The 16093-nt window shown below is 42.1% G+C and carries 16 protein-coding genes; 14 read left to right on the top strand and 2 right to left on the bottom strand.

All coding sequences use genetic code 11. The features are described from left to right. Window positions 1-2: 2 nt before the first annotated feature. Complete coding sequence (gene ald, locus B1L02_RS08630) at window positions 3-1124, bottom strand: alanine dehydrogenase (RefSeq protein ID WP_088530707.1); 1122 nt, start codon at window positions 1122-1124, stop codon at window positions 3-5. A 139-nt stretch (window positions 1125-1263) separates the two neighbouring features. Here ald and lrp point away from each other — a divergent pair, with 139 nt between their 5' ends. From lrp to rmf, 7 genes are all read left to right on the top strand, one after another. Beyond that, a complete protein-coding gene (lrp, locus tag B1L02_RS08625; protein WP_010372754.1) occupies window positions 1264-1743 on the top strand; it encodes a leucine-responsive transcriptional regulator Lrp in 480 nt (159 codons plus the stop codon). Between the two features lie 115 nt (window positions 1744-1858). Continuing rightward, window positions 1859-4468 (top strand): DNA translocase FtsK, encoded by a 2610-nt coding sequence (locus tag B1L02_RS08620; RefSeq protein ID WP_088530706.1) that lies wholly within the window; start codon window positions 1859-1861, stop codon window positions 4466-4468. Then, a complete protein-coding gene (lolA, locus tag B1L02_RS08615; RefSeq protein WP_088530705.1) occupies window positions 4468-5106 on the top strand; it encodes an outer membrane lipoprotein chaperone LolA in 639 nt (212 codons plus the stop codon). Before B1L02_RS08620 ends, lolA begins: the two co-directional genes overlap by 1 nt. Beyond that, complete coding sequence (locus B1L02_RS08610) at window positions 5099-6439, top strand: replication-associated recombination protein A (RefSeq protein WP_088530704.1); 1341 nt, start codon at window positions 5099-5101, stop codon at window positions 6437-6439. Before lolA ends, B1L02_RS08610 begins: the two co-directional genes overlap by 8 nt. Before the next feature lie 2 nt (window positions 6440-6441). Further along, on the top strand, window positions 6442-6822 hold the full coding sequence (crcB, locus tag B1L02_RS08605; protein WP_088530703.1) for a fluoride efflux transporter CrcB: 381 nt from the start codon (window positions 6442-6444) through the stop codon (window positions 6820-6822). 6 nt (window positions 6823-6828) lie between these two features. Then, window positions 6829-8124 carry a serine--tRNA ligase gene (gene serS, locus B1L02_RS08600; protein ID WP_088530702.1) on the top strand — a complete coding sequence of 432 codons (1296 nt, stop codon included), beginning with the start codon at window positions 6829-6831 and terminating at the stop codon, window positions 8122-8124. 488 nt (window positions 8125-8612) lie between these two features. Further along, on the top strand, window positions 8613-8783 hold the full coding sequence (gene rmf / locus B1L02_RS08595; RefSeq protein ID WP_010372771.1) for a ribosome modulation factor: 171 nt from the start codon (window positions 8613-8615) through the stop codon (window positions 8781-8783). Window positions 8784-8861: 78 nt separating this feature from the next. Here rmf and fabA read toward each other — a convergent pair whose 3' ends face one another. After that, complete coding sequence (gene fabA / locus B1L02_RS08590) at window positions 8862-9377, bottom strand: 3-hydroxyacyl-[acyl-carrier-protein] dehydratase FabA (protein ID WP_010372774.1); 516 nt, start codon at window positions 9375-9377, stop codon at window positions 8862-8864. 240 nt (window positions 9378-9617) lie between these two features. Here fabA and B1L02_RS08585 point away from each other — a divergent pair, with 240 nt between their 5' ends. The 7 genes from B1L02_RS08585 (at window position 9618) to B1L02_RS08555 (ending at window position 15663) form a co-directional block, all read left to right on the top strand. Beyond that, a complete protein-coding gene (locus B1L02_RS08585) occupies window positions 9618-10472 on the top strand; it encodes a 6-carboxytetrahydropterin synthase (protein WP_088530701.1) in 855 nt (284 codons plus the stop codon). After that, window positions 10465-11289 carry a M23 family metallopeptidase gene (locus tag B1L02_RS08580; protein WP_088530700.1) on the top strand — a complete coding sequence of 275 codons (825 nt, stop codon included), beginning with the start codon at window positions 10465-10467 and terminating at the stop codon, window positions 11287-11289. The genes B1L02_RS08585 and B1L02_RS08580 overlap by 8 nt, the downstream gene beginning before the upstream one ends. Further along, window positions 11286-11720, top strand: coding sequence for an acyl-CoA thioesterase (locus tag B1L02_RS08575; RefSeq protein ID WP_088530699.1), 435 nt, complete (start codon window positions 11286-11288; stop codon window positions 11718-11720). The genes B1L02_RS08580 and B1L02_RS08575 overlap by 4 nt, the downstream gene beginning before the upstream one ends. A 281-nt stretch (window positions 11721-12001) precedes the next feature. Continuing rightward, on the top strand, window positions 12002-12367 hold the full coding sequence (locus B1L02_RS08570) for a response regulator (RefSeq protein WP_010604737.1): 366 nt from the start codon (window positions 12002-12004) through the stop codon (window positions 12365-12367). After that, window positions 12364-12945 (top strand): chemotaxis protein CheC, encoded by a 582-nt coding sequence (locus B1L02_RS08565; RefSeq protein WP_088530698.1) that lies wholly within the window; start codon window positions 12364-12366, stop codon window positions 12943-12945. The genes B1L02_RS08570 and B1L02_RS08565 overlap by 4 nt, the downstream gene beginning before the upstream one ends. Before the next feature lie 2 nt (window positions 12946-12947). Continuing rightward, the gene (locus B1L02_RS08560; protein WP_088530697.1) at window positions 12948-14246 is read left to right on the top strand and encodes a sensor histidine kinase; all 1299 of its coding nucleotides are present in this window, start codon (window positions 12948-12950) and stop codon (window positions 14244-14246) included. A 616-nt stretch (window positions 14247-14862) separates the two neighbouring features. Further along, the gene (locus tag B1L02_RS08555; protein WP_088530696.1) at window positions 14863-15663 is read left to right on the top strand and encodes a CheR family methyltransferase; all 801 of its coding nucleotides are present in this window, start codon (window positions 14863-14865) and stop codon (window positions 15661-15663) included. Window positions 15664-16093: the final 430 nt, after the last annotated feature.

The following is a 16093-nucleotide window of genomic DNA, read 5'->3' as shown; positions in this document are numbered from 1 at the left end:
AATTAAGCATTTTCTAGAGCAGCGCGTGGGTCAACATATTCCATGTTGAAGCCTTCTGCCACTTCTTTACACGTTACTTGACCTTTCAGAACGTTTAAGCCGTCCATAAAGTGTTTGTCATTAAGTAGCGCTTGTTTGTAGCCTAAGTTAGCAAGCTTGATGATGTACGGAAGCGTTGCATTGTTAAGTGCAAAAGTTGAAGTACGAGGTACAGCACCAGGCATGTTAGCTACACAGTAGTGAACTACGTCATCAACAATGTATGTTGGATCTGCGTGTGTAGTCGCTTTAGAAGTAGCAATACAGCCACCTTGGTCGATTGCAACGTCAACGATAGCAGCACCAGGCTTCATCGCTTTGATGTGTTCTGCAGTTACAAGCTTAGGAGCCGCTGCACCAGGAATTAGTACGCCACCGATCACAAGGTCAGCTTCTAGTACGTGCTTTTCAAGTGCATCAGCTGTTGAGTAGATAACTTTAGCTTGGCTACCGAACTGTGCATTCAAAGAACGTAATACATCAATGCTACGGTCAAGAATAGTAACGTCTGCGCCCAGACCTACAGCCATTTGCGCTGCGTTACGACCAACCATACCACCACCGATCACAACGACTTTAGCTGGTTCAACGCCAGGTACACCACCTAGCAGCATACCACGGCCTTCACGTGACTTTTCAAGCGCTTGAGCACCAGCTTGAATTGACATACGACCAGCAACTTCTGACATTGGCGCTAGCAGTGGAAGACCACCACGCGCGTCAGTTACAGTCTCGTATGCGATACAGATAGCACCGCTCTTGATCAGATCTTCTGTTTGTGGAAGATCTGGTGCTAGGTGAAGGTAAGTGAATAGGATTTGATCTTCACGTAGCATTGCGCGCTCAATAGCTTGAGGCTCTTTTACTTTAACAATCATATCAGCAGTAGCAAAAACCTCTGCTGCTGTGTCTAACACTTTAGCACCAACTTGAACATAATCTTCGTCAGTAAAACCAATGCCGATACCAGCATTTGTTTCAACAACGACTTCGTGACCGTGATTGATTAGTTCACGAACGCTCGCAGGAACCATACCAACGCGGTATTCGTGGTTTTTTATCTCTTTAGGTACACCAATAATCATAATATTCGCCTCAAAATAAGAACGGGGTAAAATTTTTGACTATTATATTTACCTATAGCCAGTGTGTCTCACTGTTTTAATATTTCAATGTAGTGATATACTCTAAATTAATGAATCATTCAGGATAAAAAACTACACTATGTATCAACAACTAGACAGGATCGACAGAAAGATTTTAGTCGAACTTCAGAAAGATGGCAGAATTTCGAACGTAGAATTGGCCAAACGCATAGGATTGAGCGCTACGCCTTGCTTGGAGCGCGTTAAAAAGCTGGAGCGAGAAGGATTTATTCGAGGTTATAAAGCGGTAGTCGATCCTGCTAAGCTTGGACAGGGACTTTTAGTGTTTGTTGAAGTTACAGTGAATAAAAACTCGCCTGATGTGTTCGATAGATTTAATCAAGCAGTGAAGCAGCATGACGAAATTATTGAATGTCACCTTGTGTCCGGTAGTTTCGACTATCTATTGAAAACACGAGTGACCGACATGTCAGAATATCGCGGAGTGTTAGGAGAAATTTTACTTAAGCTGCCAAACATCAGTGAAAGTCGCACTTTTGTGGTCATGGAAGAAGTAAAAGGAGAAGAAGGAGAAGTAATAAAACCTTGTGCACCTTGAGGTATTTCTTGGTAAGGTGTAAGTATATACAGCAAAACTAACGCAAATCACTAATTTGCTGACGTTTTGGGCTTTTATAGTCCAGAAAAGAAACAGAAAAAAAGGTTTAATTACAATGCGCTTAAATGGTGTGCAACGCCTCTTAGAGACAGGTTTGATTGTGAGCACGGCTGCAGCAATATTTATGTTGTGTGCGTTGATAAGTTTCGACCCAGCCGATCCTGCTTGGACTCAATCCGGTGAGTACGTAAAAGTAAACAATATCACTGGTGCTGCCGGAGCTTGGCTGGCAGACATTATGCTGCTGAGTTTCGGTTGGCTGGCGTTTTTGATCCCAGCTGCGCTGCAGTTTCTTGGTTATTTACTGTTTAAAAAGCCGCATAAACTACTGCAACTAGATTACACCACACTAGGTTTACGTCTTATCGGCGCGACATTATTTATCACCTCTGCGAGTGCAATCAGCAGTATCAATTTCGATGATATCTATAATTTCTCATCTGGTGGGGTAGTAGGGGATGTGGTTGCTGGTGCAATGATGCCTGCCTTTAACTTTACCGGTACTTCTATTCTGTTACTGTGTTTTTTCTTCGCCGGAGTGACACTACTTACCGGTGTGTCTTGGGTTGAATTCGTTGATTATTTGGGTGAAAAGGTACTTGCCGGCTTTAGGTGGTTACGCGATAGACTGACAGCAGAGCGCGATATAGAGCAAGCGCAGTCAGTTTCACAGAAATCTGAAGCCGTTAGCGTTAACACGGATAGAGTAGAAACTGAGACACCAATAATAGCGACAGAGCGAAAAGATGATCACGAGCAGACTGTTCAGCAACAAACCGATACCGAAATTAATGTTGACTTCGATACTGAAGAAGAACCAAGTGGACTTGGCAAATTAAAAGATAAATTGTTCGGTAAAACGAACACTGAACCTACACCTCAGACCGCGTCTGCACAGCACTCTGATCTGCAGGAGAAGAAAGAGCCGTCGGTATTTGATGAGCTAGATGATATTCTAGAGCAAGAAATCAATTTTTCGGCGATAGAAGATGAGCCACTAGATACTGTCGCGGCTTTAAATGCCTTGGATGAAGCTCCAGTGCACGAAACCAAAGTGGTTTCTCCGGCAAGACCGCTTAAGCCTAAAGCACCTGAAAAGGCCGCCAATGGTTATCAGCCTCCACCGAGCGCAAAAGAGCAATTTGAAGCGCTTCTAGAAGCTCAGCCACCTGCAGATCCATTACCTTCATTAGATTTGTTGGATAGGCCGGACAAGGCTAAAAACCCAATTTCGCAAGAAGAGTTAGATCAGGTTTCGCGGCTGGTTGAAACTAAACTATTAGACTTCAACATTCAGGCTCAGGTAGTTGGTGTGTATCCTGGTCCTGTCGTTACGCGCTTTGAGTTAGATCTCGCGCCAGGCATTAAAGTCGCTAAGATCACCGGTCTAGCCAAAGACTTAGCGCGTTCATTATCCGCGGTCAGTGTGCGTGTAGTTGAGGTTATCCCAGGCAAGACGTATGTCGGTTTAGAGCTGCCTAACAAACACCGTGAAATCGTACGTTTGTCCGAAGTGATAGATGCTCCTAAGTTTGAACAAAACCCATCACCTTTGACTATGGTGCTTGGTAAAGATATCGCGGGCCAAGCGGTCGTTGCTGATTTAGCCAAAATGCCACACCTGCTGGTGGCAGGTACAACCGGCTCTGGTAAGTCAGTGGGCGTTAATGTCATGATCTTAAGCTTGTTATATAAGTCTCCGCCAGAAGATGTGCGGATGATCATGATAGATCCGAAAATGCTAGAGCTTTCGGTTTATGAAGGTATCCCACATTTATTATGTGAAGTGGTTACCGATATGAAAGAGGCAGCAAATGCGCTACGCTGGTGTGTGGGCGAGATGGAACGCCGTTACAAGCTAATGTCGGCACTCGGTGTTCGTAACCTTAAAGGTTACAATCAGAAGATTAAAGACGCCAAAGAAGCTGGTCATCCAATTTTAGATCCGCTCTTTAAAGATACAGACGGTATGGCAGATGAGCCACAAGAGTTAGATAAATTACCGAGTATTGTAGTCGTAATAGACGAATTTGCCGACATGATGATGATTGTTGGTAAAAAAGTAGAAGAGTTAATCGCGCGTATTGCACAAAAAGCGCGAGCGGCAGGTATACATTTAGTGCTGGCAACACAGCGGCCATCAGTAGATGTAATTACAGGTCTGATCAAAGCGAATATACCAACACGAATGGCGTTCCAAGTATCAAGTAAGATTGATTCGCGCACAATATTAGACCAGCAAGGTGCAGAAAACTTGCTGGGTATGGGTGATATGCTCTATCTGCCGCCCGGAACTAGCGTCCCCGTTCGTGTACATGGTGCGTTTGTTGACGATCATGAAGTACATGCCGTAGTGAATGACTGGAAGGCAAGAGGCAAGCCAAACTATGTAGAAGAAATCCTATGTGGTGAAGCAACTGAGGATATTTTATTACCTGGTGAAGCACCGGAAGGTGGAGATGAAGAGTCTGATCCACTGTACGATGAAGCCGTTGGGTTTGTCATTGAGACAGGCAAAGTCTCTGTCTCAAGTGTACAACGTAAGTTAAGAGTTGGTTATAACCGTGCTGCTCGATTGGTTGAGCAAATGGAAATGTCGGGAGTGGTAAGTGCTCCTGGTCATAACGGTGCACGAGATGTATTGGTAAAAGGTGGAGCCAATTAATGAAAAAAATTAAGCAAATTGCGTTGCTAACTGTACTATCAAATCTCTTTATTCAGCCTGTGTGGGCTGACGAAGCTGCGATGCAAAGCCTAAAAGCAAGGCTGGCCGAATTAACCAGTTTTCAAGGTAAGTTTGAGCAAATCGTTAAAGATCAAGAAGGCAATGAGTTGCAAACCGGTGAAGGGGCGATCACGTTAGCGCAACCACTAAAAATACGCTGGCAACAAGAGATGCCGGATGACACTTTATTTGTATCAAGCGGTGCGACAACTTATTACTACGATACGTTTGCTGAGCAAGTGACTATTCTCGACACGACTAAACTCATTGATACCACACCCTTTGTGCTGCTTACTACTCAAGAGAACAGCCAATGGTTGAAGTACAACGTAACACTTGACGGTCAAGAGTATCTGATCACGCCAAAAAACAAAGTAGACTCACAGGTAGAGCAATTAACACTGCGTTTTGACGATAAGAACGATGGCTTGGCATTTTTGAAAGTGAATGATATTTCCGGGCAAGTTTCTACGTTTAGCTTTAAGGAAAGTCAAGTTAATGCGCCGGTAAAAGAGAGTTTGTTTGAGTTTACAATTCCACAAGGAGTGGTCGTAGACGACCAAAGAGGCAGTGACTAGTTTAGGATTTGATTTTACACCAGATGTACGACCGTTGGCCGCAAGAATGCGGCCAACTTCGTTAGATCATTATGTTGGGCAGAGCCATATTTTATCCAAAGGTTCAGTACTCTATCGTGCGATTGAGTCTGGTCGTTGTCATAGCCTGATCCTTTGGGGCCCACCAGGTGTGGGTAAAACCACTCTTGCTGAGATTATTGCCAACTATGCAGACGCTGAGCTTATTAAGCTTTCCGCTGTTAGTGCAGGAATTAAAGAAGTTCGTGAAGCGGTCGTTGATGCTAAAAACCGACTCGCTCAGTTTGGTAGGCGTACGCTATTATTTGTTGATGAAGTTCATCGTTTTAACAAGTCTCAGCAAGACGGGTTTCTACCTCATATTGAAGATGGCACTTTTATTTTTATTGGTGCTACCACTGAAAACCCTTCTTTTGCACTGAATAACGCGATTTTGTCTCGTGCACGTGTTTATACTCTACAATCGCTTGTAGAAGATGAATTAACTCAAGTACTAGAAGACGCGTTGTCACGCGATGAACAGCTGTCGAAATTAGCTATCACAATAGATGACAGCGCGCTTGAACTCATCGCTAAAGCAGCTTCGGGAGATGCGAGAAAGGCGCTTAATCTGCTGGAGCAGGCAGTTGACTTAAGCTTTGATCCAAACTTAAACAGTCATTTGGTGAACGAACTCGTATTAAAACAAGTGTTGCCCAGCCAACTATCAAGTTATGACAACAAGGGCGACCTTTACTATGACCTAATCTCAGCGTTTCATAAGTCAGTTCGCGGTAGCGCACCAGACGCGGCACTCTATTGGTATTGTAAGATATTGGCAGGTGGTGGTGATCCGCTATATGTGGCAAGGCGACTACTGGCCATTGCCACGGAAGATATCGGCAATGCAGACCCAAGAGCGATGCAGGTTGCGTTAAATGCATGGGATATATTTCATCGTGTTGGGCCAAGTGAAGGTGAGCGTGCAATAGCACAGGCGACGCTTTATCTCGCAAGTGCGCCAAAAAGTAATGCAGTCTACATGGCGTTCAATCAGGCTAAGCGTGATGCAGCAAGTGATCCGAATTACCCCGTACCTGAACATCTCAGAAACGCACCGACAAAACTAATGAAAGAGCTCGGTTTTGGCGAAGAATACCGCTATGCACATAATGAACCCGGCGCGTTTGCAGCAGGAGAAAATTACTTCCCAGAAGCTATTCAAGAGCGACAATACTATCAACCCACAGATAGGGGACTTGAGAAACAAATCGCCGATAAGCTCAACTATCTACAGACGCAAAACGCGCAAAGTAGCAACAAGAGGTACAAGTAGCGATGCTGATAAATTACCTCACAATTGCACTGGGTGGAGCGTTTGGTGCAATGTTACGCTTTTTTATCAGCGATATATCGATAAAACTCTTAGGTAAGGGATTCCCTTTTGGGACGTTGATCGTTAATATTCTTGGTTCATTATTGATGGGTGTGCTTTACGGTTTAATTGAAAAAGAAGTTATCTCAGTTTCACCATCTAAAACGCTGATAGGTATTGGGTTTTTAGGTGCGCTGACTACTTTTTCTACATTCTCAATGGATTCCTTGTTGTTACTTCAGCAAGGGCAATATGTGAAAATGGCGTTTAACGTCACATTAAACGTGGTGGCGTGTATCTTTATGGCCTGGGTTGGTCTCTGCCTCATCATGCAAAAAGGTTAAAAAACAATGTTAGATTCTAAATACTTTCGTCAAGACATCGAGGAAGCAGCAGCGCGTCTGAAAAAGCGTGGTTTTGAACTCGATGTTGCTAAGATCACCGAATTAGAAGAAAAGCGCAAAGCGCTACAAACCAAAACTCAGGAATTACAGAGTGAGCGTAACAGTTCCTCCAAAGCGATTGGTCAAGCGAAAGCGAAAGGGGAAGACGTTCAACCTTTACTCGATGCTGTTGCCAACTTGGGTGACCAATTAAGTGCGGCAAAAGAAGAGCAGGATAAAATTCTAGCTGAACTAAACGACTATGCAATGTCGTTGCCAAACCTTCCTGCTGAAGAGGTACCAGTTGGTGCTGAAGAGTCTGAAAATGTTGAAATAAGTACTTGGGGTGAGCCAAAGCAGTTTGATTTTGAAGTAAAAGACCATGTTGACCTTGGTGAAGCGCTTGATAAGGGCCTTGATTTTGAAACAGGTGTGAAGCTAAGTGGTTCACGCTTTACAGTGATGCGCGGCGGCGTAGCGCGTATGCACCGAGCGCTTGTACAACTGATGTTGAATACTCACACTGAGCAAAATGGCTACACAGAAATGTATGTACCATATCTTGTAAACAAAGCGAGCTTGTTTGGCACGGGTCAGCTTCCTAAGTTTGCGGAAGATTTATTCCACACAGAAGCATTATCTGAAGATCAAGATGGCTTTAGTTTAATTCCAACAGCAGAAGTACCGTTAACTAACTGCGCGCGTGACGTTATTTATGACGAAAAAGAGCTGCCGATTAAGATGACGGCGCACACGCCTTGTTTCAGAAGTGAAGCGGGTAGCTACGGTCGTGATACGCGGGGACTTATCCGCCAACACCAGTTTGATAAAGTCGAACTTGTCCAACTTGTTAAACCTGAAGATTCAATGGCAGCGTTAGAAGAGCTAACTGGTCATGCAGAGCAAATTTTGCAGCTACTTGGCTTACCTTACAGAAAAGTCGTGCTTTGTACCGGAGACATGGGCTTCGGAGCGACGAAAACGTACGATTTGGAAGTTTGGTTACCAGCGCAAAATACCTACAGAGAAATCTCTTCTTGCTCAAACATGTGGGATTTCCAAGCGCGCCGTATGCAAGCGCGCTTCCGCCGCAGTGGTGAGAAGAAGCCAGAGCTACTTCATACTCTTAATGGGTCTGGTTTAGCGGTAGGTCGTACTCTGGTTGCGATTTTAGAAAACTACCAGCAAGCAGATGGATCAATTATTGTGCCTGATGCACTAAAACCATATATGGGTGGTGTAGAGGTTATTAAAGCAAGCTAAGATAGTACTGCTTAATTGAGCTTTGCTCGATTTAAAAACTCAAGTTATTGAAAAGAGGTTGGATTCGTCCAGCCTCTTTTTATTACTATATTATGAATGTTTTTTTACAGCAATATATAGAAAATCAATGTCTTAAAACTAATCTTTGTGTCTTAAATATCCTAAAGACATTACGAAAATAAAATAATTATGCTTTTTGTACTCAACTGTACAAGAATTACATTTCTGATCGTTGCATGACTCGCTTAGATGTGATTTATTGAAGGTATGGGTTTGGCCAAATCTCATCGGTAAGTAGCACATCTGTATGAAATACGATGTCGCTCGTGTTTAACTTTTCTCAATAAGATCTTTAATTTAAATAGTTAGTACGAATAGTCATTATATCGCAAGTCACTATCTTCGTTTTGAATGACGTTCGCTCAAGTTTGAACTACACAGTATTAGAAACGCTAATGCTGATCGAGAAAAAGGTGAGGATATTACCTATGAAGAGACAGAAAAGAGACCGTTTAGAAAGAGCACATTCACAAGGATTTAAGGCAGGATTAGCCGGTCGGTCGAAAGAAAATTGTCCCTATCAACAAGTAGAACACAGATCAGAATGGTTAGGCGGATGGCGAGAAGCGATGGATAATCGCAACATCTTTAAAACCTGATACCGAATTTTAGGAGAGCAAAGCCCCAGATGGGGCTTTGTGTGTTTTTAAAGCTATAAAACGATAACAGCGAAAAAGTTAAAATGCGCTGGTATCTTGGAAAAGACCTACTTTCAAATCTTTTGCTTCATAGATCACGCGACCATCAACTTCGACGATACCATCTGCTAGACCCATAAATAGCTTACGTTTGATAACGCGCTTCATTTCAATGCGATAAGTTACTTTTTTAGCAGTCGGTAAGATTTGACCCGTAAACTTCACTTCGCCCACACCGAGTGCACGACCAAGGCCAGGACCACCAGACCAACCAAGGAAGAAGCCTACCAATTGCCACATCGCATCCAAACCTAAACAGCCGGGCATTACTGGATCACCTTTGAAGTGGCAGTCGAAGAACCACAGATCAGGGTTGATGTCGAGTTCAGCAATAATTTGACCTTTACCATGCTCACCACCGTCATCATTAATCTGAACGATGCGATCCATCATTAGCATGTTGTCGCTAGGTAGGCGGCAGTTGCCTTCACCAAACATTTCTCCACGACCACATAAAATAAGTTCTTCTTTTGTATAGCTGTTCTTCGGTTCCATAAATCTTCTTCTTAACTTGCAAATTGACGCTACTTTAGCGTACAGATGTACGCTAAACAACTCCGAACAGTTAAAAAGCGTACGGAGACTTGTAAATTTTGCGCTAAAGATATGTCTATTTGATTAAATTTCAAAAAATTGAAGAGATTAAATGCAAATCAGTTCCAATTGGGGGCGATTTATAATGTGAAAATCATTATAATCGAGGATGATTTTTTAGCAGGCTATTTTGGGTGATCTATGATCCTTTTTGTTGACTCTTTAACCGTAATTGATTTTTCGTACCTTTGCCCACGACGTGGTGCGGTAGGTGAAAGTTGGATCACCGATATTGTGTTGCATGGTGAGCTAAACGAAGAGTCTATGGTGTTAGATTTTGCAAAAGTTAAAAAGCAAATCAAACGTATTATCGACGAAAAACTGGACCATAAATTAGCGGTACCCAGCGCACTTGCGTGTAATGCTAAACACAGTGAAGGCCGATTTGAATTTGATATGCAATTTGATGGAAATCACTTAGCCATGAATGCACCGGAAGAAGCGGTGTGTGTAGTGGAAGGGAATGAAATCAATGAAGCCAATGCAATCGCTTACCTTAAGTCTGTTATTATGCCGCATATGCCTGAAAACGTGAAAGACTTAGATATAACTCTGCGTCCAGAGGCCGCAACTGGCTTCTATTACCACTATAGCCATGGCTTAAAGAAACACGATGGTAACTGTCAGCGTATTATTCATGGTCATCGTTCATTGATTGGTGTGAAGCTAAACGATATCAGCATGCCTAGATTACAAAAACAATGGGCGGATAAATGGCAAGATATTTATCTTGGCAGTGAAGAAGACTTGATTGATCCTAGTTTGCTTCAGTACTTAACCGCGCATGATAAAGATTATGCGTTCGCATATACCTCGTCGCAGGGATATTTTGAGTTGGCGATCAGCAAATCACGTTGCGATATATTACCTTGTGATACAACAGTTGAATGTATTGCGGAGTATCTTGCTAGCCAAATAAAGCTGCAAAACCCACATGATAAGGTTGAAGTAAGAGCGTACGAAGGGGTTGGAAAAGGAGCGATTGCGTATGCTTAAACGTGCAATTGTCATATTGCTTGCGAGCACCACATTATTTGCTGAGGCGCTTGAATTAAAAGGTCACCTGACACAAGGTGGCTTGGTCGTCGGCAAGCTTGAAAATGCAACTGAGATAAAGCTAAACGAGACAGAATTAAAGCGCTCTAAAGATGGCTATTTCGTGTTTGGTTTTGGCCGCGATGCCGAACTTAACCACATCTTGAGTTGGCAATCTGATGATGGTCAAAAGCATCGCCAAGCGATAGTGATCACGAAACGAGATTACGATATAGACAAGATCACGGGGGTTGCGAAAAAGTATGTTTCGCCACCAGAGTCGGTGCTAAAGCGCATACGTGAAGAAGCACAAGCCGTGTCAAAAGCAAGACAAGGCAATTCGGATTTATTATTCTTTAAAGACCCCGTTTTCAGACCTGCGAAGGGCCGTATTTCAGGTGTTTATGGTAGCCAAAGATATTTTAATGGCGAGCCAAAACGACCACATTTTGGATTAGATATCGCAAATAAAACGGGTGAACCGGTCTTAGCACCGGTATCGGGCAAAGTGGTATTTGCAAATCCAGATCTATATTACAGTGGCGGTACTTTGATTATCGATCACGGTCACGGTATTACCTCTACTTATATCCACCTTAGTAAACTGGATGTTAAGGTCGGCGATACGGTAAAAACTGGCGATAAAATCGCTGAAATTGGCGCAACGGGCAGGGTAACTGGCCCGCATTTGGATTGGCGCTTTAATTGGTTCGGGGAACGACTCGATCCAGCTCTACTTATGAAAGATACACTAGCGGATAAAGCAGTACAAAAATGACAGACGAACAAAGACAAGCCATTGTTGAGCAACGTATTAAAAGCTCAATCACACACGTAACAAAGACCGTATTCCCAGGCCGCACAAACCATCATAACACTTTATTTGGTGGTGACGCTCTTGCTTGGATGGACGAAGTTGCCTTTATTGCTGCAACGCGTTTTTGTCGCAAACCTTTGGTAACGATCTCTTCAGACCGAGTTGATTTCAAAGAGGCAATTCCTGCAGGTACTTTTGCTGAATTAGTATCTAAAGTGGTGCATGTTGGTAATACCAGCTTAAAGGTTGATGTTGAAATCTACCTTGAAAGAATGCACAAAGATGATAAACACTTAGCAATTACAGGTAGTTTTACCTTTGTTGCGGTGGATGACAATCATAGGCCAACCCCCGTGGTTTGTGACAAAATGCTAAACGGCTTTGACGGTTAAATCTGCGACTTTAAAAGCGTAGAAAAACAAATATAGGGCTAAGCCCTATATTTAACAACACATAAAGAACACATCATACATATTGTTTTTAATAATGGTATTTCTCAGTCACAGCTAAAACCCTTCTGTGATTAATTAGTCAAGTCACCACGTTTCTTGTTCCCGGGTCGAGTTTCTTTCATTTAGAGGACAAATGAGTCACTTTTTACTAGTAATTTTTTGACAGTTAAAAAGCCAAAGACCATACTTTTTACCAGTATACTGAAATAGGAGTGTCGCTCATGGCAATTCCAGTAACCGTTGCAGACGATTCTATGATGTCCAGAAAGGCAGTGCTTAGAGCAATACCAGAGGGCTGGGATGTTGAAGTCAGTGAGGCAAAAAATGGTAAAGAAGCATTGGTGATGGTTGAGCAGGGCAAAGCTGAGGTTTTATTTTTGGATTTAACGATGCCAGAAATGGATGGATTTGAAGTACTCACACATCTACACGAACACCATGCGAAAACCGTAGTCATTGTCATTTCCGCAGATATTCAGCCTGAAGCGAAAAAGTTGGTGGATAAACTCGGCGCGTTTCGCTTTTTACAAAAACCATTACAAAAAGAAGAACTACATAACACGCTACAAGAACTAGGTTTATTATGAACATGCCACTCAGTGAAGAGCAAAGAGATGGCTTGCAGGAGCTAATGAATATATCCATGGGCCAAGCTGCTAACTCTCTAGCTCGTTTAATCGAAACGAAAATTAGTTTATCTATCCCAGAAATTACTTCGGTAAGCCCAAATCAACTCAATGAGATCTGTAATACCGCACATGTTTACAGAACTAGGCAGTCATTTTTAGGGGAGATTAAAGGTGAGGTCATTAACCTATTGTCACCGCAAGGCTTGCAAGAAATAGCCGAGCTCATGGACTACGATAGTCCACTTGATGATTCCGATCTCAATGAGGTACTACTAGATTTATCTAACATCTTGGCAGGTGCATGTTTAAACGGCTTTTCTAGTCAGTTAGCGCTTAAAACCTCATTGACTATGCCGACTATTTATAAACACCAGCTATCCGATGACATTGCTGATTGGAAAACAACGCTGGTGATGAAAATAGCATTTATAATAGAGCCTATTTCTTTCGATTCGAGGGTGATTATTTGTTTGGATGAAAATTCCATTAAAACAGTGATTAAAAAACTAAATGCCATGCTCGGAATAGAGGACTGACTGTGTTTAGCGAATTGCAGCATTATATTCCAGTCGGAATTTGTGTGCTAGACCAAGCATACACAGTGGTTTTTGCGAATGACTTTTTGAAAAACCGTCTTCCGGATGACACCCCAAAAGATATTGAGGGTATGTCCATAGACGAGGTCTTTCCTGAAGCTGCAAAAATCATTAAACGAAAATTGAAGAGTGTATTTGCATTAAAAGCAGCAAGTTTTAGCTACTGGGAACATCGCCCCCACGTTTTTGAACTAAGCAGCAGCCGCCCTGTTACTGGTGATGAAACCTCAATGTATCAGAATATTCAATATGTGCCGATTTTTGAGCACTCGGAAGAAGTAAAAAAGGTATGTGTGATCATACAAGATGTGACCGAGCTTGCGAGCTATTATCAAGAGCAAAAACGTTTAACCGAAGCATTGGAGATAGAAAAACAGGAATTAAAAACACTCAACCTTAAGTTGGAAGCTGCACAAAACCAATTACTGCAGTCCGAGAAAATGGCGGCAATTGGTCAATTAGCTGCGGGCGTCGCTCATGAAATCAATAACCCAATTGGTTTTGTGAATTCCAATATTCAAAGTTTAGAAGGTCAGGCTAGCGGATTGTTTGCGATGCTCGCTTTTTATGAAACGCATTTTAGTACACTTGCCGATAGTGATTTAAAACAACAAGAGCAGCAGCTTAAAAATCAGCACAGTATCGACTTTTTAACGGAGGACGTTCCTGAATTACTGCAAGAGTGCTTAGAAGGGCTTGATCGAGTCTCCAATATAGTCGAGAGCTTAAAATCCTTTTCTCACGTTGATAACCAAGAGTGGCAAGAAGCCGATCTTATCAAAGGAATTGAAAGTACGTTGAAAATAGCAAACAACTCAATTAAATATCATGCGGTTATCAACAGAACTTACTCCCTCGATGATGAAGTGTTGCTGTATTGTCAGCCAATGCAGATTAATCAGGTATTTTTAAATTTAATCATCAACGCCGCGCAATCGATAGAGTCAAGTGGTACGGTAACAATCTCCATTGAAGATAGACAAAACGAAGTGATTATTGCCATCCAAGACACAGGCAAAGGGATCCCGGCTGAGGACATCAACAAGATTTTTAATCCATTTTTTACAACCAAACCCGTTGGTCAAGGCACAGGCCTCGGACTATCTCTATCATATAGTATTGTTGCCAAACACAAGGGTCGTATTAAAGTCGACTCACAAGTCGGTGTAGGCACAACGTTTACAGTATTTTTACCTAAGCTCAGTGAAGAGGATTTCTCAGATGAGTTTACTGAGAATTAATCAAACCCAATTTATAAATCAAGTTAGCCTTCACTGCGTCAGGACCTCTTTTCAACAGGTACAACTCCTTATTGTTTCTGTTCTGAGCAACCAAATCTCAATCAATTAACTTCAACTTTCTTAAACCCGTTTCTAATTAAAAAATCTAAAGTCAAACTTTCATTGCCCCAGATTTCAATACCACGGCGAAGTTCATAACATTATGTTTATAAATGTTTTTTTTAATCAAGAATATCTAAAATAAATTTTTGTTCAAATTTTGACAGGTAGAAAGTATAAGACTAAAGTAACATATAAGACATATGAGACGACAGGGTGTGGGCATGCAGGCAATCACAGAAATCACACAATCATTTCAATATCTCATTTTTCAGCAAACACAGGATTGCGCCACAAATGAGAGCTTGTTAATAAAGGAGATCATTGAACTTGATCCCGAGACCAAAGTGCCCTTGACGGCAGAGTTTATTAAATTAATTATCCGATGCTCAGGTTAAATTAGAGGGAGGAAAGCCCCAAGCACGAGTAAAACCCAAAACCCGCCGCCGAGCAAAAGATGTTGCGCTGGGCAAGTTCGCTCAAACGAGCACTCTGAACAGTTCTAAGGAGGTGCCACATGATTGGGGACTGTATTAGCGATCAAGAATTTACCTTTATTGCGGACTTCTTCAAAGCCGAATCAGGAATACATCTTAGGGATCATAAAAAGAACGTAGTCTGTAGACGGCTCAATCAACGGCTAAGGGTTTTAGGGTTTAGTAGTTATGCTGAGTACATTGAGTATCTAAAAATACCCAATAATAAAGGTGAGCGAAACATGTGCATCGACATGCTGACAACTAATGAAACCTATTTCTTCAGAGAACGTAAACACTTTGAAAAGTTAGAAGAGCTGTTTACTACATATTACGAAAAGTCTGCACCGGATATTTGGTGTGCGGCCTGCTCCTCTGGCGAGGAGGCATACACGTTGGCCATGTGCACACAGGAGCATTATGGATTGGGAAACTGGGTGGTGCGTGCCAGCGATATTTCTGAGCGGATGCTGGACTTAGCGAAAAAAGCAATTTATCCATTACATCGTGCCAGCAATATTCCTGACGAATATCTAAGGAAATACTGTCTAAATGGAGTAGGAGTCAAAACCGGTTATATCATGGTGAATGATGAGCTCTATCATAAGGTCAATTTTTTCAAAAGTAATCTACTTGTGCCCTATATTGGCGGTAAAGCTGACATTATTTTCCTTCGTAATGCATTAGTTTATTTCGAAAACGAGGAAAAGATAAAGATCCTTGAAAATATTTATAGGGCAATGCCAAAGCAAGGTTTTTTGTTTCTAGGACACTCAGAGAGCTTAAATAGTGTGTATGACAAATTTAAATCAATTGCCCCAGGGGTGTACGCAAAATGTTGATGCCAAACAGAGAGGTTGAATCAATATTCTTGTAGCCGGGGAGTTTAGTAATAGAGTCATTTCGTCCAGCAACCCTCAATACGTTGCTAGGGTCATATGTTTCACTTGTTTTACAGTACCTAAAGCCGAGCAGAGAGGATAGATAATAAAACGCAATAAGTGTTGAAAATCTAGCGATAGCAAATCTTGTCGAGCATCATGATGATAAACGAGTCGTCTTGCGCTTTTTTGTCGTATTTTCCATGACTGGCGCGAAATTATATCAAGCAATATAAAATATCCTGTTATTTGTACACTTAGGGTAGAATAACCCTAACAACGCTCGTGCTTGTTAAACAGGGTAGTATCTCAGATCCGATTTTACAGTTAGAAAAAGCTCACCTTCGAGCAAACAAGAGACGGTCGTCAATGTTAGCTTTATTCTACATAG

Origin of the sequence: Pseudoalteromonas piscicida, from assembly GCF_002208135.1 — a bacterium.
GTDB lineage: Bacteria > Pseudomonadota > Gammaproteobacteria > Enterobacterales > Alteromonadaceae > Pseudoalteromonas > Pseudoalteromonas piscicida_A.
Note: the sequence above shows the minus strand (reverse complement) of the source record. Positions and strands in the feature narration are given on the sequence as shown.